Origin of the sequence: Neobacillus drentensis, from assembly GCF_036965425.1 — a bacterium.
Taxonomy (GTDB): Bacteria; Bacillota; Bacilli; order Bacillales; family Cytobacillaceae; genus Neobacillus; species Neobacillus drentensis_F.
On the sequence record NZ_JBALPP010000023.1, the window covers coordinates 70202 to 93095 of the forward strand.

General features: G+C 40.0%; 14 protein-coding genes. 13 read left to right on the top strand and 1 reads right to left on the bottom strand.

Annotation, left to right across the window (positions count from 1 at the left end):
• Positions 1 to 234: 234 nt before the first annotated feature.
• The 5 genes from V7161_RS07015 to V7161_RS07035 all read left to right on the top strand — a co-directional run bounded on the left by V7161_RS07015 (position 235) and on the right by V7161_RS07035 (position 5750).
• Positions 235 to 597, top strand: a complete 363-nt coding sequence (locus V7161_RS07015) for a VOC family protein (protein ID WP_335443472.1) — start codon at positions 235 to 237, stop codon at positions 595 to 597.
• A 226-nt stretch (positions 598 to 823) separates the two neighbouring features.
• Entirely contained in the window at positions 824 to 2092 is a 1269-nt protein-coding gene (locus V7161_RS07020; protein ID WP_335443474.1) for an ABC transporter substrate-binding protein, read from the top strand.
• 97 nt (positions 2093 to 2189) lie between these two features.
• Positions 2190 to 3080 carry a carbohydrate ABC transporter permease gene (locus V7161_RS07025; protein WP_335443476.1) on the top strand — a complete coding sequence of 297 codons (891 nt, stop codon included), beginning with the start codon at positions 2190 to 2192 and terminating at the stop codon, positions 3078 to 3080.
• A 6-nt stretch (positions 3081 to 3086) separates the two neighbouring features.
• A complete protein-coding gene (locus V7161_RS07030; protein ID WP_335443477.1) occupies positions 3087 to 3917 on the top strand; it encodes a carbohydrate ABC transporter permease in 831 nt (276 codons plus the stop codon).
• Positions 3918 to 3941: 24 nt separating this feature from the next.
• A complete protein-coding gene (locus V7161_RS07035; protein WP_335443479.1) occupies positions 3942 to 5750 on the top strand; it encodes a glycoside hydrolase family 2 protein in 1809 nt (602 codons plus the stop codon).
• A 46-nt stretch (positions 5751 to 5796) separates the two neighbouring features.
• Here the strand turns inward: V7161_RS07035 and V7161_RS07040 are convergent, their stop codons facing one another.
• Positions 5797 to 7020: an ROK family transcriptional regulator gene (locus V7161_RS07040; RefSeq protein WP_335443480.1), complete on the bottom strand. Its 1224-nt coding sequence runs from the start codon at positions 7018 to 7020 to the stop codon at positions 5797 to 5799.
• 173 nt (positions 7021 to 7193) lie between these two features.
• Between V7161_RS07040 and V7161_RS07045 the strand changes: the two genes are divergently transcribed.
• The 8 genes from V7161_RS07045 to V7161_RS07080 all read left to right on the top strand — a co-directional run bounded on the left by V7161_RS07045 (position 7194) and on the right by V7161_RS07080 (position 22863).
• Entirely contained in the window at positions 7194 to 8726 is a 1533-nt protein-coding gene (locus tag V7161_RS07045) for a response regulator transcription factor (protein ID WP_335443482.1), read from the top strand.
• A gap of 12 nt (positions 8727 to 8738) precedes the next feature.
• Positions 8739 to 10511 (top strand): sensor histidine kinase, encoded by a 1773-nt coding sequence (locus tag V7161_RS07050; RefSeq protein WP_335443484.1) that lies wholly within the window; start codon positions 8739 to 8741, stop codon positions 10509 to 10511.
• A gap of 184 nt (positions 10512 to 10695) precedes the next feature.
• Positions 10696 to 11985: an ABC transporter substrate-binding protein gene (locus V7161_RS07055; protein ID WP_335443486.1), complete on the top strand. Its 1290-nt coding sequence runs from the start codon at positions 10696 to 10698 to the stop codon at positions 11983 to 11985.
• 262 nt (positions 11986 to 12247) lie between these two features.
• Positions 12248 to 13063, top strand: a complete 816-nt coding sequence (locus V7161_RS07060) for a carbohydrate ABC transporter permease (protein WP_335443539.1) — start codon at positions 12248 to 12250, stop codon at positions 13061 to 13063.
• The gene (locus tag V7161_RS07065) at positions 13056 to 13874 is read left to right on the top strand and encodes a carbohydrate ABC transporter permease (protein ID WP_335443489.1); all 819 of its coding nucleotides are present in this window, start codon (positions 13056 to 13058) and stop codon (positions 13872 to 13874) included. The genes V7161_RS07060 and V7161_RS07065 overlap by 8 nt, the downstream gene beginning before the upstream one ends.
• Positions 13875 to 13907: 33 nt before the next feature.
• Complete coding sequence (locus tag V7161_RS07070; RefSeq protein WP_335443491.1) at positions 13908 to 16952, top strand: glycoside hydrolase family 2 TIM barrel-domain containing protein; 3045 nt, start codon at positions 13908 to 13910, stop codon at positions 16950 to 16952.
• Positions 16953 to 17304: 352 nt separating this feature from the next.
• Complete coding sequence (locus V7161_RS07075) at positions 17305 to 20523, top strand: glycoside hydrolase (RefSeq protein WP_335443492.1); 3219 nt, start codon at positions 17305 to 17307, stop codon at positions 20521 to 20523.
• A 93-nt stretch (positions 20524 to 20616) separates the two neighbouring features.
• On the top strand, positions 20617 to 22863 hold the full coding sequence (locus V7161_RS07080) for an alpha-galactosidase (protein WP_335443494.1): 2247 nt from the start codon (positions 20617 to 20619) through the stop codon (positions 22861 to 22863).
• Positions 22864 to 22894: the final 31 nt, after the last annotated feature.

A 22894-nucleotide genomic window follows, 5' to 3' on the forward strand; every position in this document is an offset into this window, starting at 1 on the left:
ATTAAATAGGTTTATACCTGAAGAAAACTAATCAAACGTTTGATTAAATAGAGTCCAACACTTGATTTATGGAAATCATGACAAAGGAAGAAAACTAATCAAGCGTTTGATTAAATCCGCCTGAACCCTTGGTAAATAAGAGTTTGTTGGAAACTTTGAAATCAGCAATTGAAAAACTAATTAAACGTTTGATTAAATAAGGGAGAAGGCAAAAATTCTTAGGAGGAAACAAAGATGATTTCAAATATTGCAACGGTCGCGGTCTATGTAGACGATCAACAAAAAGCAAAAGAATTTTGGACGGAGAAGGTTGGTTTTGAAGTGAAAGCGGAATTTCCAATGGGACCCAATGCCTTTTGGCTCGAAGTAGCCCCTGCGAATGCCCAATCACACTTAGTGCTTTATCCAAAAGCCATGATGCCAGGACATGATAGCATGAAGGCATCGATCGTTTTTAACTGTGAGGATGTAATGGGTACATATGAAAAAATGAAAGCAAACGGTGTCGTATTTAAGGACGAGCCAAAGGAAATGCAATGGGGCACCTTCGTTCATTTTAGCGATGAAGATGGTAATGAGTTTCTTCTTAAAGGATAAGTTTCGAAATGAGGGTCAGCCGGATTCCGGTTGATCTTTTTATGTGGTTTTGTTTATTTTAAAATTCAAAAATCAATAAAATATCTATTTGACAAAAAGCGCTTACAAGATTAAGATAATGATAGTTAGTAAATTAATTTAATTAACTAATGAGGGACGCATAATATGGAACAAATTCCTCATTCTAGAAGTAAACTTACCATTTTCACCTAAGGGGGAGAAAAAGTTGAAAAAAAAGAAATGGCTTGGGATTGCTTTGACAGCTGCTCTTGCACTCGGATCATTGGCAGGTTGTTCTAGCGCGAAGGACACAAGTAAATCTGACGGGGGAAAAGGGGAGAAAATTACTTATTGGGCTCCATTCTCTGGCGCGGATGGTCCGCGGATGAAGACAATTGTTGAAAACTACAATAAGTCACAATCAAAATATCAAGTTGATTTACAAATTGTTCCACAATCAGACTATTATAAAACAGTTGACCTTGCTTTTTCTGGTCAAAAAAATGCCCCTGATGTATTGATCATGCACACTGATCAGCTCAAGAACTATGCTGATAAGAATTTATTAAAAGACTTAAGTGATACGATTGCTAAAACAGGCGTCAAAGCGGAAGATTATTCTGAAACAGCTTGGAAGGCTGGAGACATTGGCGGTAAACACTATAATATTCCTTTAGATATCCACCCGCTAGTCATGTATTATAACAAAGATTTATTTAAAGCAGCCGGTTTAGATCCGGAGAAGCCGCCAACTAACCGTGAAGAGTTCCTGGCCGCTGCTAAAAAATTAACTGTTCCTTCTAAAAACCAATATGGTTTCGTTGTACCAACCCTATGGCCAAACCAATTCATTTTCCCGACTATTTTATTCCAAAATGGCGGAGAGCTAATGAAGGATGGCAAGCCAAACTATAACAGCCCTGAAGCAGTTGAAGCTCTAACTTTCTATCGGGATTTAATCACAAAAGATAAAGTTTCCCCTGCAAATGTACAACAGGATGGCGAAGTGACACTATTCTTACAAGGTAAAAACGCCATGCACCTGAATGGTCCTTGGATGATGGAACAATGGGATAAAGCGGGCATCAACTATGGTGTAGCTCCTGTTCCACAGCTTGGCACGAAACAACAAGCTGTTTATGCAAATGCACATAATTTCGTTATTCCAGCAACTGTGAAGGACAGCAAAAAATTAGATGGTATTACTGATTTCTTGAAATATGTAGCCGCAAACACAATGGAGTGGGCTAAATCTGGTCAAGCTCCAGCTTCAAAAGCGATTTATGAACAAAGTGAAGAATTTAAACAAATGAAGCAGCAGCCTATCGTAGCGAAAGAATTTGATTATGCTAAATTTGCTCCTGCCATTGCTAACTGGGGACAATTATCTGATCCATTATGGGCGGAAGTAAACCTTGCCCTTCTAGGTAAAAAAGATCCACAAAAGGCATTAGATGATGCAAATAAAAAGGCTGAACAATTATTAAATAAGTAAACATGAAAGGAGGCGGACGGGAGGAAATACTACCTGCTCCGTCTCTTGTTTTATTACAAGATAACGTAGAAAAAAGTATTCGAAAGGAGGAAGGTGAATGAGAAATTCAGGCTGGAAATCACAATTAACTTCTAGTTTATTTGTACTTCCTTACTTGATATTGTTTATTGTTTTTCTATTGATTCCTATTGGGTACGGGGCTTGGATGAGCTTACACAACTGGGATTTATTAAACCCTGTTCATGAATTTGTTGGTTTTAAAAATTACGCTAAAATTTTCGACTCTTCTTCCTATCTAAATGACTTGTTTTTGGAAGGTCTTAAAAATACGTTCCAATTCGTTGTTTTTAGTGTTCCTTTATTGGTGGCTGTGGGATTAGGGCTGGCGTTGCTGGTGAATGCCCTCCCTGGAAGATTTAAAGGATTTTTCCGTACCGTTTACTTTATCCCATACGCAGTTTCCGTTTCAGTTGTGGCGATAATTTGGTTATGGCTCCTTGATACAAATAGCGGTCTGATTAATCAATACATGCAAAAGCTTGATTTACCGATGATTCCTTGGTTGACAGATATGCCATGGGCCTGGATTTCACTTGTAATCGCAACACTCTGGTGGACAATCGGCTTTAACATGGTCATTTTCATTAATGCCCTAAATGATGTATCCGAAGAGTTATATGAAGCTGGGTCCCTGGACGGCGCATCGCGTTGGCAGCGATTTCTTTACATTACTTTGCCGAGCATTAAACCAACCATGTTGTTTGTCGTTATTACATCAACGATTGCCTCTTTTAACATTTACGGTCAACCATTCTTAATGACGCGTGGAGGTCCGGGAACTTCTACAAAAGTGCTGTTAATGAACATTGTAGATGAAGCGTTTAAGCAGCGGCAATTAGGGAATGCAGCCGCGATGTCATTACTTATGGCATTAATCATGATTGTTATTTCGGTATTTCAATTCAAAATTTCTAATCGAAAGGAGTAGAGCAGCATGCAAAGTAAAGGGTTTAAAGTCTTCATTATTATAATAGCGATTATTGTTGGCTTAATTTTTATCGTACCAATTTTATGGATGCTGGCTACTTCCTTTAAAACCGATCAGGAAGCCTTTACGGCCGGTATTAAGTGGATTCCTAAAGTATTTACACTAGAAAATTACCAGTACAGCCTAGCAGGGAATTCAGATACACCAGTAATTCAATGGATGGGTAACTCTCTATTTGTTGGTATTGTTGGGACGTTAATTGTTCTTTTTGTCGATACATTGGCTGCGTATGGCCTCGCCCGTTTAGATGTTCCTTTTAAAAAATTGCTAATTAGTATCTTTATTGGTTCCTTAACCATTCCTTGGGTTATTACGTTTTTACCATTATATATGGAGTTTAATAAGCTGGGGCTTTTAGATACGTATGCTGTATTGATACTTCCGTATTCTGCCAATGCATTTGGTGTATTTCTTCTTTATCAGTATTTCCGCGGTTTTCCAAAAGAGCTGGAGGAGGCTGCATTTCTTGATGGTGCTAATAAATGGCAGGTGTTTGTAAAAGTCGTTCTGCCTGCTGCACGGCCAGTGATTTGGACTCTTGCCATTTTCACTTTTATGGGTATTTACAATGACTTCCTATGGCCGCTTGTTACAACGAATTCTCCTGAAATGCGGACGATTACAACTGGAATTGCCATCATGCAGCAAGGAAGCTTTGTTTCTTCACCAGGCAGGTTGATGGCCTTAACTTCGATTGCAACCATACCAGCCGTACTCTTGTTTATTATAGGTCAGCGTTCCTTTATTAAAGGCGTGACGCAATCAGGAATTAAATAGGATTAGTTAGGAAGGATTGATAATATGTCTACACCCCGCAATGAGTACCCAAGACCACAATTGGTGAGAAAAGAGTGGGTCAATTTAAACGGCGAATGGGACTTCGCCTTTGATGATGATAATGTTGGTTTAAAAAATAAATGGTTTCAAATAGAAGCTCCATTTGATAAAAAAATAAATGTACCTTTTGCTTATCAAACAAAATTAAGCGGAATCGAGGATCCATCCTTCCATGACTTTGTATGGTATCGCCGGGATTTTACTGTGCCCCAAAACTGGAAAGATCAGAGGGTAGTCCTTCATTTTGGAGCAGTAGATTACCGAGCTTGGGTATATGTAAATGGGCATTATGCTGGTTTTCATGAAGGAGGCCACATTTCCTTCTCACTAGATATTACCAATCTTTTAACTTGGGGTAATGAGACCGTGGCAGTAAGAGTGGAAGATCCGTCAACAGATGAAACAATACCACGAGGAAAGCAATTCTGGGTGGAACATTCGGATTCAATTTGGTACACACGTACAACTGGGATATGGCAAACCGTTTGGCTGGAGCCGGTAAGCCCTACAAGTATTTCTAAATTGAGATTAACGCCGGACATAGACCGCGGCGATATTATTGTAGAGTTCGAAGCTGAAGGTAACTTTATTCAAAAAACAGCAGAAATTGAAATTAGTTTTAAAGGGGAAAAGGTAGCAAAGGATACGATTGAACTATTTGAATCCTATAACAAGCGTGCTATTAACCTCTATAACCGCCAAATTTTCAGAACTTCTTTCCATCATATTGGCTGGAATTGGTCACCTGAGAATCCAAATTTATTTGACATTAAAGTCACGCTTAAGGACGAAGCAAATCAAGTCGTTTTAGACGAAGTAGATTCCTACTTCGGGATGAGAAAGGTTCATATTGAAAATGGTATGGTCTATTTAAATAACAAGCCATACTATCAAAAATTAGTTCTTGACCAAGGGTATTGGCCTGAGGGTCTATTAACGGCCCCAACCGATGAAGATTTAAAAAGAGATATTGAATTAGCATTAGAAATGGGCTTTAACGGGTGCAGAAAGCATCAAAAAGTAGAGGATCCGCGTTTCCTTTATTGGGCAGATAAGCTAGGTTTCCTAGTTTGGGGAGAATGTGCAGCATTCCCATCCTATAGTGAAGATGCTGCTTCAAGATTAACAAAAGAATGGCTCGAAATCATTGAACGGGATTACAATCATCCATCCATCGTCGCCTGGGTTCCTGTAAATGAAAGCTGGGGAGTACCATTTATTAAAGGCAACAAACAGCAGCAACACCATTCTTTAGCAATGTACCATCTGATTCATTCAGTTGATACGACTCGTTTAGTCATCTCAAATGATGGCTGGGAGCTAACCGAAACAGATATTTGCGCAATCCATAATTATAATCATGGATCAGATGATGAAAAAGCAAAGTATGAAGCCTTTAAAGATTCATTGGCCACAAAAGAGAATCTACTAAACTCTAAGCCAGCTAACCGTGGCATTTATGCCGATGGTTTTGAGCATAAAGGCGAACCAATTCTTTTAACTGAGTTCGGTGGAATTGGCTTTAAAGTGGGCGAAGATAATGGCTGGGGCTATACATCTGTAAGGGATGAATCCGAGTTTATTGCCGATTATCACAGGGTGATGGAAGCAGTCTATGCTTCGAAAGCATTACATGGCTATTGTTATACGCAGCTAACGGATGTGGAACAAGAAATCAATGGCTTATTAACCTATGATAGAAAGCCAAAATGTGAATTGACGAAGATTAAAGAAATAAATGATATTTGGCATTCTAATATTGTAAGAATCTAAAATAGAAATGCAAAAAAGAGTTGGATCATCCGTAGCCAACTCTTTTTTATATTTCATCTGTTTTGAACATTTTTTGTAAGACCAAGGTTACTGCCCCTAATACCATACCGGTTTTTCCCAAGTTTGAACACACAACAGAAATATCTTCATTGGAGCTTTTAAAAGTGTATTTTTCGATACTTTTTTTAAGTGGAGCTAAAACAAAATCTCCTGCTTCGAAAATACTTCCTTCCACAATCAGTTTTGCTGGCTTAAGAATATTGATCATGTTGGCTGCAGCTAGTCCGAGGGATTGGCCGGCTTCTTCTAATACTAATTTAGCAAAGAAATCATCTTCCCTTGCAGCTTTAAAAACCATTTTTAAATCAAGTTCATCTTTTCCATCCTTCAACCATTCATGAAGAATCGAATCAGAATGATTCTTTACTTCAGCCCTTACTCTGTTAAGGATGGCCGATTCTGATGCATAAGCTTCCAAACAGCCGTTATTCCCGCATTGGCATTTTGGACCGTTGACATCTAAAATGGTATGTCCTATTTCTCCTGCCGTATTAAATGAGCTTTTATAAATTTCATTATTAATATAGATACCTGAACCAATCCCTCGTCCTACACTAAGAGAGATAAAATCAGACACACCTTGTCCTTGTCCAAACCAACTTTCCGCTTTGGCTAATGCGCGTACATCATTTTCGACAATAACAGGAATATCGAATTCTTTTTCTAAGCTATCCTTTATCGGTATATTCTCTAAATGCAAGTGCGGAGAAAAAATGGCTAAACCTTTATCAGGGTCCACTAATCCATGCATTGCAAATCCGATGCCTAAGATTAGCTCTTTCTTTATAGGCGTATTATTTAGAACATGTTGGATGCATTCTATAACCATGATCACGAATTCGTTTTTAGAAGGTAGTTCAGTAATATCCTCACTAAAATCAAAGACAATTTTTCCATCCATTGTAGTCAAAATAACACGGATAACCTCAGCGGCTGCATAGACTCCGATTATATAATGAGCTGTATAGTTAATTCGAAGCAATATTGGCTTTCTTCCGCCTGCCTTTGAGCTTATCGATTGTTCCTCAGTAATCAGATTTTTTTCAATTAATTCACTAACTAAGGAGCTGACTGTCGGCGGTGTCAACTTTGTTAATTTGGCAATTTCCGCTCTCGAAATCGGTTCTCTTAATCGGATCATGTTTAAAACAGTGGATTGATTAAGCGATTTCATTCTTTCGAAGCTTCCGGTTTTGGTATCGTAACTCATATTACATCACGCCTTTTTTTGCATTACCTACTTATAATCATATCACATGTAAGCCTTAAAAAGTAACAGCCCTCAATATGGTGGAAACTTTTTCAACGCTATTTCAGATATTATTGTATTATAAAATAAATATTAGATATTTCTATAACATGGAACCATCAGGGGGGATTGGGATGATAGAAGTGAACCTTTGCAGAACGCTGATTGTAGACGATGAAATGCTAATCAGGCAAGGGATAAAACATTATATTGATTGGGAACAGGAAGGTTTCTTAATTGTGGGGGAGGCTTCAAACGGGCAGGAAGCTCTTGAATTAATAGAGTCGACGAACCCCCATATCATCATTACCGATATTGTCATGCCCATCATGGATGGTGAAGAATTAACAAGAATCGTCAAGGAACAATACCCTCAAATCGAAATTATCATCCTGAGCAGTTTCGGCGAATTCGACTATGTTCGCTCCACCTTCCAAAATGGCGTCGTTGATTACATTTTAAAACCGAAGCTGGATGCACAAAACTTATTAAAAGCATTGAAGACAGCATCAAGCCGCATTCCAGCGTTTCAGAAAGTGGCCAGGAATACAGATGCTCGACTTTATTTAGGACAAATCATACATAAGCTGGTCTCAGGATATGAAGCAAGTTATGATATGAATTCAGTGTTAAATTCTTTTCCATACAGCCAATACTGTCTATTGGGTGTTGACTTAAAGACGCTTCGCAATGACATTCAAACAAAATTGGAGGAGGCAATACCCCATTATATCGATCAAGCGGCACACTACTCATTTCAATTTGACCAAAATATCCATGTGCTTTTATTGAATGTGAACAAAGAAAATATGGATCGAGTCATTAGTTTGGCTTGCTCATTTGCAGAAGCGAATCCTAGTATTAGTTTGGTGCTATCAGAAGAATTCATTGAACTTTCTCAAATAGGAACCATCTACAAAGAAAGTCTGTTAAAGCTGATAAACTATCGTTTTTATTTCCCTCATAAGCAATTCTTAACGAAACGGGATTTGCCGGAATTGCCGGTCAAGCAGGAAAGTTTCAATTTGGATTGGTTTACAGAAGAATTTAAACGGAAGAATTTCGATGAGGCATTCCGATATTTACTTGAACATGTTGGTTTGTTATCAAAAAGTTACACAACAGAGGTTTATGAATATAAGGCTTTCTTTGGAAACATTATTTTTAACATAACCATCCTTTTAAGTAATATGGAATATAACGTTAAAGAATTAGAGAATGCCAGATATTCGTATTTTAAATCGATTGAAGATGCGAGCAATGCGGATGAAACTGCTGCCCTGCTGAATCAGTTTATCGAGGAAGCCAAGGCATGTATATTCTCGTCCCAAACTCAGCCGGACAATCTAAACATGAAAAAGATAATGGAGTATATAAGGACCCATTACGCAGAACCAATTACCCTGAAGGATGTCGCCAAACAATTTCATTTTAATCCTTCGTATCTATCAAACTATTTTTCAACCCATAATAATGAAGGGTTTATTGAATATTTGAATAAGATTCGGATCGAGGAAGCGGCTAAACTGCTTATCCAAGGGACAGTATCCATTTCCGAAATCAGCGGAATGGTCGGCTATTCTGATCACAGTTATTTTTGTAAGGTATTTAAGAAAATTAAGGGAGTATCACCGAGCCAATACAAACGAAAACAAACCTTAAGATAAGAGATGATATCCATGAGGCTTATTCCAAATCGCTTTAAACATAACAACCTGTTTATCATTATGTTCCTCATTACAGTTCTTATGATTGTAATCGTTTCCATCACAATCACGTGGATGACCATTCGCATGTCGGAGAAATTCTTTTTTGAAAAGTTCAGTATTACGAACTCGAAGGTGATGAATCAAGTAAAAGAGAGCTTCGAGTCGTTCCATTATTCAATCGTAATTGCGTCAAACAACCTCCTGCAAAGCGGCAATCTCAAGAAAATCCTAACGGAGGAAGGCTCCAATACGGAAAAAATGAATGCCATATTTACGATAGGCCAGCAAATGGAACATATTCAATCCAATCTAGACGCCTATGAAGTTGAGATCATTGTTACCGGGAAAAATGGGCTAAGCTACGCAACTGATCGCAGGTACTGGCCAATATCAGATGAAGAATTAAAGTATAGTCATCTGACTCGCAATACGTTTAACAACCCGAAAAGGCTCTTGTATCAGTATGACCACCGATTAGTCCAGACTTCAGAGGATGGTGATGGCAATGTCATTGTTGCCTCAAAAGCACTGATGGACCGATTATCAGGAACGATTTATGGTTCAATGTATTTTGCGATTCAAGAGAGAGAGTTCAGAAAGTTTTACTCGAGCTACACTACACCTGGAAATAACGTTGTCATGGCAGATAGGCAGGGAGTGATTGTGTCGAGTAACATATCGAAGCTCATTGGAAAAAAAGATAAGCAGCTTGTAAACTATGCAGCTAAAATTGAAAAAGGCTCAAAGGATTACACCATCGAAAAATTCATGGGAAAGGATCAAATTATCACGATGGAATACCTTCCATCCTTCGATATGTTCCTTTTTAATATCATTGATAAACAAAAGGCAGTCGGCGATCTGATTAATAAAAAGGCGATTGTCCTGATCTCGATGGGAATTGTTCTTGCAGCCCTGATTATCGTGTTTTTAGCCTCTAGACGAGTAACAAATTCGCTTTCGAAACTGGTGAAGCAAATCGGAAATGCTCCGAAACACAACTTCCACCAATATGTTGCTGTTACCGGCACTTATGAAACAAGACAAATTGGCAATGCCTTTAACTCAATGCTTAATGAACTGCATGATTATGTTGAACAATTGGTTTTGGCGCAGAAACAACAGCGTAACGCAGAACTGGCTGCTCTGCAGCAGCAAATTAATCCACATTTCTTATACAATACATTGACTTCCATTAAATTCATGGTTCTGCAGGGTGTGAAGGAAGAAACAGAGGCAGTTATTAATGCCCTGATATCCTTGCTGCAGAATACAATTGGCAATGTCAGTGAAACCATTACAGTTCAACAGGAATTAGAGAACTTAAAAAATTACGTGTTAATCAATCAAAAACGATATGGGGACCGAATAAAAGTAAACTATTTCGTTTCACCGGATTGCAGGGAATATCAAATCCCAAAATTAATTTTACAGCCTTTCATCGAAAATTCTTTTTTTCATGGTTTTAATAAAAAGGCTAATGGGTATATCAATGTTCTTGTTTGGCAGGAGGGTGCCAACTTAATTTGCGAAGTGGTCGATAACGGAGACGGAATGGAAGTTTCCTCAGAAAATAAACTTCCGAATACGAAGCGAAAACAGGCGCTTTTCTCCGGCATTGGAGTCCGGAATGTCCATGAACGCATTCAGCTTATTTATGGGGAAGCATTCGGGGTAACCATTTCCAGTGAACTAGGTGAAGGGACAAAAATCCGGATCACGCTTCCTTCTTCGACTTTGTAAAAAAAATCATAGAATCTAAAAATAGTACAAATTTATTAAAATGGAAGCGCATTCAACTCGTAAAAATATTACCAACTCTAAAAAATATCGTCCTAACGGTGAAGCCCCAGCAGGTGCTACGATAGTACATGTAAGGAGATAACGCTTACAAAAACACATTAGATACGCTTGGGGGGAATATCGAATGAAAAAAGTATTAGCACTATTTTTAGTAAGTATTTTACTTTTAACTGCTTGTTCTTCTGGATCAAAGAATAAACAAGCTTCGGGCGAGTCAAAAGATACGAAGGAAATTACCGTATGGGCATGGGACCCAAATTTTAACATTAAAGCGATGAATCTGGCAAAAGAAGCCTATAAATCTGAAAACCCTGATCTTAAGATTAAAGTGGTTGAAAACGCTCAGGCAGACATCGTTCAAAAGCTAAACACCAGCTTAAGCTCTGGTACGACGAAAGGCCTGCCGAATATTGTGTTGATTGAGGATTATCGGGCGCAAAGCTTCTTGAAAGCCTATCCGGACATGTTCCAGAAACTGACCGGTTCTTTCAAACCAGAAGACTTTGCTCAGTATAAAATGGCTCCAACCAGCTTGGACGGCAAAAACTATGGACTTCCATTCGACACTGGCGTAACCGGATTATATGTTAGAACGGATTATTTAGAAAAAGCAGGTTACAAAGTAGCTGATTTACAAAATATCGACTGGAATAAGTACATTGAGATTGGTAAAAAGGTAAAAGCAGCAACAGGTAAAGTCATGCTGACACAGGATCCAAAAGACCTTGGACTTATCCGCATGATGATTCAGTCAAGTGGTGCTTGGTATTTAAAGAAGGATGGGGTTACACCTGACTTAGCTGGTAATGCAGCTTTAAAAGAAGCATTCAAAACATACAAAGAAATTTTAGATGCTGATTTAGTGAAACCTGTTTCTGACTGGAGCCAGTTTGTCGCAGGATTTAACAGCGGGGATGTTGCAACTGTTCCAACTGGGAACTGGATTACACCATCCATTAAATCTGAAGCCTCCCAATCTGGCAAATGGGCAGTTGTGCCAATGCCAAAACAATCTGGAATTGCAAATTCAGTTAACGCTTCAAACTTAGGCGGAAGCTCTTGGTACGTCCTTAACGTTCCAGGAAAAGAAAAAGCAGTTGATTTCCTTGCTAAAACCTTTGGTTCCAATGTTGACTTCTACCAGACATTGAATAAAGAAATCGGTGCCATTGGTACCTACAAGCCAGCTGCAGAAGGCGAAGCCTATAAGGCATCCGATGATTTCTTTGGAGGACAAAAAATCATTACTGATTTTGCTAACTGGACTGAGCAAATTCCACAAGTAAACTATGGTTTGCATACGTATGCCATTGAAGATATTTTAGCAGTTGGAATGCAGGACTACCTTAAAGGAAAAGACCTTGATAAGGTGTTAGAGGACGCTCAAAAACAAGCCGAAGAACAAATTAAATAAACCTAACATCTAAAAAATAATAAAGAAGTAAGCCTCGGAAATTCGCCGGCTTCTCCTATACGGTTTAACGGTAACGGAGCTAACTGTTTGATCAGGCGATTCGTTCTGAGGCTGTTTCTTTTATTGACAAGGTAAGGAGTCGATCGAAGTGATTACAGCTAAAGTTAATCAAAACCAGGCGCTGAAAACGGCAAAATCAGGCCGAAAAATTCGAGCGAAAAATACTGCAATCGGCTGGTCCTTTGTGACGATTGCATCTCTCATGATTTGCTTATTTTATTTCTATCCAATGGTTCAAGCACTTATCTTATCCTTTCAATCTGGTACTGGCGCGAATCTAACCTTTACAGGTCTTGATAATTATGCACGGTTATTGAAGGATCCGACATTCTTAACGACAGTGAAAAATACTGTTATTTATCTCGTCATTCAAGTGCCTATCATGATCATTCTTGCTTTATTTCTTTCTGTTTTACTGAATAATAAAACGCTGAAGTATAAGGGATTATTCCGAACTGCTATTTTCCTTCCCTGTGTAACCTCGCTTGTCGCATATTCGGTTATCTTTAAGTATCTGTTCGGACAGGATGGCATTATCAACATTATGTTAATGAAGCTTTCGCTTATTTCTGAGCCGATTCAGTGGCTGACAGACCCCCTCTGGGCAAAAATTGCGATCATCGTGGCGATTACGTGGAGATGGACTGGCTATAACATGATCTTTTATTTATCTGCGCTGCAAAACGTCGATGAATCCATATATGAAGCAGCGAAAATCGATGGAGCTTCATCAATCCAGCAATTCTTCAAAATTACGATTCCAATGCTGAAGCCTATTATCCTATTTACATCGATTACCTCAACCATTGGTACGCTTCAATTGTTTGATGAAGTCATGAATATTACCAAAGGCGGACCAGGAAATGCGACGATGACGATTTCTCAATACATCTATAATTTATCGTTTAAATATACTCCTGATTTTGGCTATGCAGCTACAGTTTCATATGCCATTGTCATTATGATTGTCATCTTCTCGATTATTCAGTTTAAAGTGGCAGGTGATAAAAATGAGTAAACGGATCTTTAGCTATACAGTCCTTATTATCGCTTCCATTGTTTCCGTATTCCCATTTTTATGGATGATTGTTAGTTCTACCAACAAGTCTGTGGATGTAACGAAGGGAAGATTGCTGCCAGGAACTCATTTTATCGAGAATTTTCAAAACCTGTTGGATACAGTTGATCTTATCCCAGCATTAGTCAACTCAACTAAAATCTCGATTATTACAACAGTTCTTGCGATGCTGATTGCCTCGTTGGCTGGCTATGGATTTGAGATTTTTAAAAGCAGGACAAAAGACTATTTATTCAACTTTTTGCTTCTTTCCATGATGATACCATTTGCAGCGCTGATGGTTCCGTTATTCCGGATGTTTGGGACAATATCACAATCAGTTCCGATGATTGGCATTGATACATTGTCAGCCGTAATCTTGCCAACCGTCACCACTGCTTTTCTTATCTTTTTCTTTCGACAAAGCACAAAAATGTTCCCGAAGGAAATACTGGAAGCAGGAAGGATTGATGGATTAACTGAATTGGGTGTCTTTTTTAGAATTTATGTTCCTACGATGAAAACAACTTATGCGGCTGCGGCTATTATTACGTTCATGGCGAGCTGGAATAGCTATCTATGGCCGCTTGTTATCTTGCAATCTCCTGAAAATCAGACAATTCCTCTGCTGATTTCTAACCTTGGCTCAAGCTACTCTCCTGACTTTGGAGTAATTATGACCGCGATAGTAATTGCAACCCTGCCGGCAGCGCTTATTTTCTTTATAATGCAAAAACATTTTGTTGCCGGAATGATGGGGTCTGTGAAATAGTGGAATAAAAATAGTTAGGAAGTGTACTAGATCATGTCAACGATTTCTAAAACAATGAAAACCATTCCATCATTAGACTGGCTGACAGATTTAAATGTATTCGCTGTTAACTGTCTCCCTGCACACTCGGATCACTACTATTACGAGACAATGGAAGAAGCGAAAAATGCAGCCTCAATGGAGTGGCGTCATGGTTTAAACGGAGACTGGAAATTTACCTACAGTGTCAATCCGAACAGCCGTCCGGGCGATTTTTATAAGCCCGAATTCAACTGCTCTGGCTGGGGAAATATCTCCGTTCCTGGACATATTCAGCTCCAAGGGTATGGGAAACCGCAATATGTAAATACGATGTACCCTTGGGATGGGCACAATGAAATCCGTCCGCCGGAAATTCCTGCGGATCATAATCCAGTGGGCAGCTATGTGAAATTTTTTAATATTCCTGCCAATATGCAAAATAAGCCGGTTTATATTTCCTTTCAAGGAGTGGAATCTGCCTTCTATTTGTGGTTGAATGGTGAATTTGTCGGCTATAGTGAGGACTCATTTACCCCTGCGGAGTTTGAGCTTACTCCTTACCTTGTGGATGGAGAAAATAAGCTTGCCGTAGAGGTCTACCAAAGAAGCACTGGAAGCTGGCTTGAAGATCAGGACTTTTGGAGATTTTCAGGTATTTTCCGTGATGTGTATCTTTACACGGTTCCTGAGGTACATGTTACAGATTTACATGTTCGTCCTGAGTTGGATGCAAATTTCACAAAAGGTACACTTGCTGCGGATATCAAGATTCAAGGGACTGCTTCCAAGATCACTGCGGAATTAGTTGATGCCAATGGAGTTCGGGTGGCGAGCACAAATGGTGAACAGTTTAATGGAAAATGGACGGTAACACTCCAACTGGACAATCCAGAGCTATGGAGTGCAGAGAGTCCATATTTATACAAATTATATATTCAACTCTTTAATGAATCTGGAAGTTTGGCAGAGGCAGTACCCCAAAAGGTCGGCTTTAGAAGGTTTGAACTTGTGGATAAGATTATGTGCTTAAATGGGAAACGGATTGTGTTTAAAGGAGTAAACCGTCATGAATTTAATCCACGCCGCGGCCGGGCGATTACAAAGGAAGATATGCTGTGGGATATTAAAACCCTGAAGCGTCACAATATGAATGCAGTTCGCACCTCACATTATCCGAATCAGAGTTATTGGTACGAGTTATGTGATGAGTACGGAGTCTACGTCATCGACGAGATGAATTTGGAAACACATGGATCATGGCAAAAGATGGGGGCTGTTGAGCCATCCTGGAACATTCCGGGCAATAAGCCGGAATGGGAGTCCATCGTCATGGACCGTGCGATCTCGATGGTTGAGCGGGATAAGAATCACCCATCCATTTTAATTTGGTCCTGTGGCAATGAATCTTATGCCGGGGAAGTCATCCTTAATGTCTCAAAATATTTTAAGAAGGTAGACCCAAGCCGGCTTGTCCATTATGAAGGTGTATTTCACAATCGCGCTTACAATGATACAAGTGATATGGAAAGCCGGATGTATGCAAAGCCTGCGGACATCGAAAAGTATTTAACGGAACACCCAGAAAAGCCTTATATTAGCTGTGAGTACATGCATGCAATGGGAAATTCGCTTGGCGGCATGTACAAATATACGGACTTAGAGCAAAAGTATCCAATGTACCAAGGCGGATTTATTTGGGATTACATTGATCAGGCGATTTATAAGAATGACCGTTATGGCAGGGAGTTCCTTGCTTATGGGGGGGATTTTGGAGATCGTCCGACTGATTACGGCTTCTGTACGAATGGCATTGTGTATGCAAATCGTGAGCTTTCACCAAAAATGCAGGAAGTAAAATTTTTATATCAAAATTTCAAGCTGGTACCGGATAAGAACGGGGTTACAATCAAAAATGAAAGCCTGTTCTCCAATACAGAAGACTTTGTGCTTGAATATACTCTTTTCTTTGAAGGTGAGGAATTGTACCGAAACACTCTTGAAGCGGCTGTAGAACCTCAAAGTCAGGGGTACTATGAATTCAATTTACCTGATAACATTGATAACCTTTCGGGTGAGTATTCTGTTCAAGCATCACTAAAGCTGAAGGAAAACACACTTTGGGCAGATGCAGGGTATGAGATTGCCTTTGGACAGTTTGTATATCAGGCGGGTTCAAGGGAAACTGTTCCTGTTAAGGGAGAGTTGAGGGCAGTCAATGGTGATGTCAATATTGGTGTTCACGGCCGAGATTTTACGGTGATGTTTTCGAAGCAAGTTGGAAGTTTAATTTCACTGAACTATGCTGGCAGAGAAATGATTGCTCTTCCACCGGCACCATTATTCTGGAGAGCGACAACGGATAATGATCGAGGCTTTTCTCAGAGCTACCATTCCGGGCTTTGGTATGCTGCGAGCCTGGCTAGAAAGTGTGTAAAGATCGAATTGGAGGAAAGCAGCGGTCATGTAAGCGTTAGTTTTACTTATAAATTCTCAATTAACGATGATATTGAGGTAATTACTGTTTACACTGTTTATCCAGATGGAAGCGTCAAGGTTCGATCTAAGTATAAAGGTTCCGAGAAATTATCGCAGCTGCCGATTTTTGCGGTGTCCTTTAAGGTTCCAGCAAATTATGACCAGCTTGAATGGTATTCGATGGGGCCAGAAGAGAATTACTCTGATCGAAACAAGGGAGCAAGATTAGGTATTTTTAAAAATCATGTAGCTGATAATCTTTCCGGCTATGTGATGCCGCAGGAATCAGGCAACCGAACCGGAGTACGCCGTGTGAGCGTGACGGACAAAGAGGGAAAAGGAATCCGAATTTCTTCAGTGACAGAACCGCTTGAATGCAATTTCTCCCCTTATACAGCATTTGAACTTGAGAATGCTCAGCATGTTTTCGAGCTGCCGAATGTTCATTATACCGTGGTGACGGTGGCCGGCAGGCAGATGGGCGTCGGAGGGGACGACAGCTGGGGTGCACCAGTTCACGACGAACATCTCATTCATGCAGAACAGGATATGGAATTTGAGTTTATGATTCATCGGATTTAAGTATTACAAAACGATAATGACTAGTAAAGAGTTCAAACAGGGCTCTTTACTAGATTAGTATGTTATTTAAACAAAATAAACCCTACCCTAGTATAGTATTTATCGGAAAAGGTTGATAAATGCTTCATTGATAGATTGACCATTTTTTAGAAAGGATTTTGGAGTGAATCTCTGTATTTAGGGGGGTGATGACATGATCTGAATTATTGCATTACTGTTTCCGTAATGCCCGGAATTATGGACATCAGTCAAGGATATGAAAGATTTAGTATCATCCATCTTTGAGTAAACATCGAATTCCTTAACTGTCAGGAAATGTACGTCAGAACTATTAAAGGGGAGGATTTGTATTATGTTGATAAAGAGGTTTGACAGAAAAATATTTGCGTATTGCATGGTCGTATTACTTGTTATGGGGGTGGTTTCACCCGTCATATCTAAAAAGACTTTTGCCGAGGAAAATTCTGTTGAAGTCAATTCTAATGAAGAGGCTATTAAATTGGACCCAAGCTATCAGCATGAGCCTATTGATGGCTGGGGAACGGCGCTTGTCTGGTTTGCGAATGTGACTGGAGGCTGGCCGGATGAACTTAAAAACCAGCTGGCAGACGATCTCTTCGGGAAAGATGGGCTGAATTTTAATATTGCCCGCTATAATATTGGCGGCGGTGATTCGCCAGAGACAGCACCCTATATGCGTAAAGGCGGGGCAGTCCCTGGCTACTGGAACCGGCCGGCAGAATTTGGCCCTCCAGTAGGAAATACCACTGGATGGAAGGAACAAGAAAATTGGTGGGATCCAAAGAATCCAGACCATTGGAATTGGAATGCCGATGCAAATCAACGCTGGTGGCTGGAAGCTGCTAAATCAAGGGGTGCAGACACGTTTGAAGCTTTCTCCAATTCTGCTCCATATTTTATGACTAGAAGTGGCTATGTTTCAGGGAACACTAATCCGTGGGAGGAAAATTTAAAGGCTGACCAGTTCAAAAATTTTGCTTCATACTTAACAACAGTCGTTGATCATTTACAAAAAGATCTAGACATTGAATTTAAAACGCTTTCACCAATTAATGAACCCTGGTCAGGCTTTTGGAAAGCACTGGGGAGACAGGAAGGCTCCAACTGGCCAGTGGCATCACAGGCAAAAATCATTAACGAGGTGAAAAAGCAGTTAGCTGAAAAACAACTTAATACAGTTGTTTCTGCAATGGATGAATCCCTTCCGCAAGCGTTTATAAGTGATTGGGAGCAATATAATGCGGAAACACGTGCCAATATCGGGGGATTAAATGTACATACGTACTGGCCTGAACAGCAAATTGGCGTGCGGGATATTGCCAAATCATCCGGCAAGAGGCTGTGGATGTCAGAGGTAGATCTCAGTCCAGGAGGCATTGGACAAAATCATACCGATATTCGAACAGGTCTTGGCCTATCTGAACGGATTACCAGCGATATTCAAAAGCTTGAACCAGAGGCATGGGTGCTATGGCAGGCAATCGAAGATGAAGTGAATATGAACCCAGAACATGAAAATGGAAACTGGGGACTAATTCAAGTTGATTTTGACCCTAAGGATTTCAGCAATGTAAAAATTTATAAAAATAAAAAATACTATGCAATGGGGAACTACAGCAAATTTATCCGACCAGGTTCACAAGTCATCAATTCAAACAGCAGCAGTACATTAGCAGCCATCAATAAACAGGACGAATCACTTGTCTTAGTTTATACAAACAGCACCACAGAGGAAAAAGCACTGAACTTTGACTTATCGGGATTTAAAACAGTCAAACAAGATGCCGAAGCTGTTCCATATATAACGTCGGCAACGGATAATATTGCCAAGGGATCTGCCATTAAAATCTCGGATAAAAAGTTATCAGCTGTCGTTAAACCTCAATCGATTACCACTTTTGTAGTTTCAAAGGTATCAGGTGTTGCCCCTGGTCAAAATGTTGTCGATTCCGATGTAGACTACAATATTATCAATAAAAACAGCGGGAAAGTTCTCGACATCGCCCAGGATCAAGCAGCGATTGTACAAAAAACAAAGGTTCATGATAAAGATACTCAGGGCTGGAGAATTCAAAAAGTCACAAATGGCAACAGCAACAAGGAGATGTACAAAATTGTCCATCTGGCAAGCGGCAAGGTGCTTGGAGTTGAAAACGGTTCAGCCATTTTGCAGAAAGATGAAGATCTACCAAGTCAAAAATGGATTCTATCAACCTATGGAAATGGAGAATATACTTTTGTAAATGCACAAGATGGCAAACTGCTTGAAATTGGCGGGGAATCAAAAGCGGAGGATGCCCGTGCAACGGTATGGCAGCCGAATGCCGGCAATAATCAGGTATGGAAGCTGGTTAAAGCGGGAATTACCAAAATCGAACCGGTAGAAGTCGTCGTGCCAAAGAAAAAAACGGCACCCATTCTGCCTAATGAAATAACGGCAATATACGGTGATGGGGATCGAGTTTTGAAAAGTGTCATTTGGAATGAAATTGATCCAGCCCTCTATGATCGAGAAAATGTCTTTACTGTTGAGGGTAAGGTAGAAGGCGCAAAAATAAAGGCTGTTGCAACAGTCATTGTTTCTAAGATTGAGAGTATCGAGCCTGTCAAAGTTAAAACGACTCCAGGCGTAGCACCAATTTTACCAAAAGAAGCAACCGCCAAATTAACCAACGGATCTCAAGGTACGGTGGCAATTCTATGGGATGAAATTGATCCTTCACTTTATGCTGGTCTAGGCAAATTTACAGTGAGAGGAAAAAATCCATACAGCCCAGTTAAAGCATTTGCAGAGGTTCAGGTTGTAAAACCCGCTTTGAAAAATCTTGCATTGAAGAAATCTGGAAATGAATTCCCGAAAGCAAGTGCTTCCTTCACGGGAATGTACGACAGTGCCTCAAACATAATTGATGGAATTATCTCCAGTGTCCGCTGGACGAACTGGGATCCAAACAATTGGAGAAAAGAAGACTGGGTTGCGATTGATTTTGGCAAAGAAGAGACCATTTCAAAAGTAGATTTCCATTTCTATGATGATGGCGGCGGTACGAGACCAGCACAATCATTCGTGCTGCAATATTGGAATGGCAGTGCATGGGTTGATATTGAAGGGACTCAAACTGAGGTGGCGGCTAAAAAAGAAATCAATCTTTCGTTTGAGCCTCTCAAAACTTCAAAGATTCGGGCAATGATGCAGGCAATGCCGAACACATGTATAGCCATTTCAGAACTAATGGTATGGGGTGTTGGAGAAACTTCTGTTCCAAGTGCAGGGGAGGATGCGACGCTTGAAAATGTCCTGATTAATGGGAAGCCACTTAAAGACTTTAAGGCTGATACCCGCACCTATCAAGTGGAAATGAATGGCAGAGTGCATAAGGATTTAAATATAAAGGCAATTACAAACGACCTTTTCGCGGATGCACAAATTAACCTTCCTGTTTCCTTGCCTGGCAAAGTGGAAATTATCGTAACATCTGAGGATCGTAAACATAAGGAAACCTATACAATCGAGTTAGTTAATGAAGATGGAACCTTACTAATTCAATAATATAGGAGATTTTATTTAACTATTAAAATAGGGGGTGTTTATGATGAACCCCCTATTTTAAATCGACATTCATTTAGAAAAAGGTGAAGTTTTATGCATATACATGCAAACTTAGAAAAACAGCAGTTTCATTTAACAAATGGTCAGATAAGCTACATTTTCCACGTGATGAAGAATGGACAGCTAGGTCATCTTTATTATGGCAGGGCAATAAGGCATCGAAGCGATTTCTCCCATTTGCAACAATATGATGTGCCAACACCCGCAAGCTGTCATGTTTATGCAGACCATCCAGCCTTTTGCCTGGAAACACTCCGTCAAGAATACCCTGCCTACGGAAATTCAGATTTCCGGGAACCCGCCATCACTCTAACCAAAGCGAACGTAAACCATGTTCCCGATTTTAAATATGAATCTTTTCGTTTGTTGGAAGGAAAGCCTCGTCTCGATGGTCTGCCGGCAACCCATGTAGAAGACAATAGCGAAGCCAGCACCATCCAAATCATCTTAAAGGATGAGGTTTTACAAGCGGAATTAATCTTAAATTATACTATTTTCAGTGGAAAGCCAGTCATTACGAGAAGTGCCTTCTTAAGAAACAACGGTCAAGAGGAATTGTTTATTGAAAGAATGATGAGTGCATCGCTGGATCTGCCTGATAAGGATTTTCAGTTTGTCCATTTAGCCGGGGCATGGTCAAGAGAACGGCATGTAAAGGAAAGAAATCTAGAAACAGGAATTCAGTCTATTTCAAGTCTGCGCGGGGCAAGCTCCCACCATCATAATCCATTTTTTGCATTAAAAAGACCATCTGCGACGGAGCATGCAGGCGAGGTATACGGATTTAATTTTGTATATAGCAGTAATTTTCTTATGCAAGTAGAAGTAGACCATTATGACACGGCCAGGCTGACCGTTGGGATTCATCCATTTGGCTTCAAGTGGACATTAAAGCCGCAGGAGTCCTTTCAAACACCTGAAGCAGTGATGGTGTATTCAGATCATGGGCTAAATGGAATGAGCCAGGCTTTTCATGCTCTTTATCGCAAAAATTTAATCCCTGTTCAATGGCGAAAACAAGAACGGCCAATATTGATTAATAACTGGGAAGCCACCTACTTTGATTTCAATGAGGAAAAGCTGGTGAACATTGCAGAATCCGCTAGTCAATTAGGAATCGAATTGTTTGTGCTCGACGATGGCTGGTTCGGAAAACGAAATGATGATACATCCTCACTCGGAGACTGGCATGTAGATTTAAATAAGCTTCCCAATGGGTTAGAGAGCCTGGCTCAAAAAATTTCTGCGCTCGGCATGAAGTTTGGCCTGTGGTTTGAACCTGAGATGATTAGTCCAAACAGTGAATTATTTAGGGAACATCCGGATTGGGCGGTCGGTATGTCTCAGCAGCGTACTCTTGGTCGCAACCAGCTTGTACTTGATTTTTCAAGACCGGAAATTGTTGATTATCTTTATGAAAAGATGTCCGATATCATGAAACGGGCAGGTCTTTCTTACATTAAATGGGATATGAATCGAAATATTACCGAACCCTTCTCGCAAAAATTAGCACCAAATCAGCAAGGGGAATTTTTCCACCGCTATATTTTAGGCGTATATCATCTATACGACCGGTTAACAAGTGAGTTTCCTCATGTGTTGTTTGAATCGTGTGCGGGCGGGGGCGGACGGTTTGATCCGGGAATGATGTACTATGCACCACAGGCCTGGACAAGTGATGATACGGATGCCGTCGAAAGGCTCAAGATTCAATACGGAACGTCATTTGCTTACCCGATCTATAGCATGGGATCTCATGTTTCAGCTGTTCCGAATCATCAAACATTAAGAACCACGCCATTATCGACAAGAGCGAATACCGCTTACTTTGGAACCTTTGGCTATGAGTTAGATCCTCTTCATTTAACTGAAGAAGAACGTCTGGAAATTAAGGAGCAGGTCGCTTTTTATAAAAAGCACCGAGGGTTAATGCGCGATGGTCAATTTTATCGCCTGCTGAGTCCTTTTAACGGAAATGAAACAGCATGGATGGTGGTCAGCCAAGATCAATCGGAAGCTTTAATTGGTTACTATAAAGTTTTGGCGACCCCGAATTCTCCGAAGCAGTTAACATTAAAGCTTTATGGGCTGGACGAAGCGAAAGTCTATCAAGTGGCTGAGAGTGGTCAGTGGTATTATGGAGATGAACTGATGCACGCAGGGCTTCAGCTTCCAGTAGAGTTCAATGGTGCAAACAGCCAAAGTGCCGAGCGTGGAGGAGACTTCCAATCTTATGTTTTTTATTTAACAAACAAAGAGGACAAATTCTCTATTTCATAAACAATTATAAATAAGATTTTAAGTTTGGGAG

What these genes read in the sequence shown, in the direction of transcription:
- V7161_RS07015 (WP_335443472.1), top strand. Translation starts at nt 235, where the DNA reads ATGATTTCAAATATTGCAACGGTCGCGGTCTATGTAGACGATCAACAA.
- V7161_RS07025 (WP_335443476.1), top strand. Translation starts at nt 2,190, where the DNA reads ATGAGAAATTCAGGCTGGAAATCACAATTAACTTCTAGTTTATTTGTA.
- V7161_RS07030 (WP_335443477.1), top strand. Translation starts at nt 3,087, where the DNA reads ATGCAAAGTAAAGGGTTTAAAGTCTTCATTATTATAATAGCGATTATT.
- V7161_RS07035 (WP_335443479.1), top strand. Translation starts at nt 3,942, where the DNA reads ATGTCTACACCCCGCAATGAGTACCCAAGACCACAATTGGTGAGAAAA.
- V7161_RS07040 (WP_335443480.1), bottom strand. Translation starts at nt 7,020, where the DNA reads ATGAGTTACGATACCAAAACCGGAAGCTTCGAAAGAATGAAATCGCTT.
- V7161_RS07045 (WP_335443482.1), top strand. Translation starts at nt 7,194, where the DNA reads ATGATAGAAGTGAACCTTTGCAGAACGCTGATTGTAGACGATGAAATG.
- V7161_RS07050 (WP_335443484.1), top strand. Translation starts at nt 8,739, where the DNA reads ATGAGGCTTATTCCAAATCGCTTTAAACATAACAACCTGTTTATCATT.
- V7161_RS07055 (WP_335443486.1), top strand. Translation starts at nt 10,696, where the DNA reads ATGAAAAAAGTATTAGCACTATTTTTAGTAAGTATTTTACTTTTAACT.
- V7161_RS07060 (WP_335443539.1), top strand. Translation starts at nt 12,248, where the DNA reads ATGATTTGCTTATTTTATTTCTATCCAATGGTTCAAGCACTTATCTTA.
- V7161_RS07065 (WP_335443489.1), top strand. Translation starts at nt 13,056, where the DNA reads ATGAGTAAACGGATCTTTAGCTATACAGTCCTTATTATCGCTTCCATT.
- V7161_RS07070 (WP_335443491.1), top strand. Translation starts at nt 13,908, where the DNA reads ATGTCAACGATTTCTAAAACAATGAAAACCATTCCATCATTAGACTGG.
- V7161_RS07075 (WP_335443492.1), top strand. Translation starts at nt 17,305, where the DNA reads ATGTTGATAAAGAGGTTTGACAGAAAAATATTTGCGTATTGCATGGTC.
- V7161_RS07080 (WP_335443494.1), top strand. Translation starts at nt 20,617, where the DNA reads ATGCATATACATGCAAACTTAGAAAAACAGCAGTTTCATTTAACAAAT.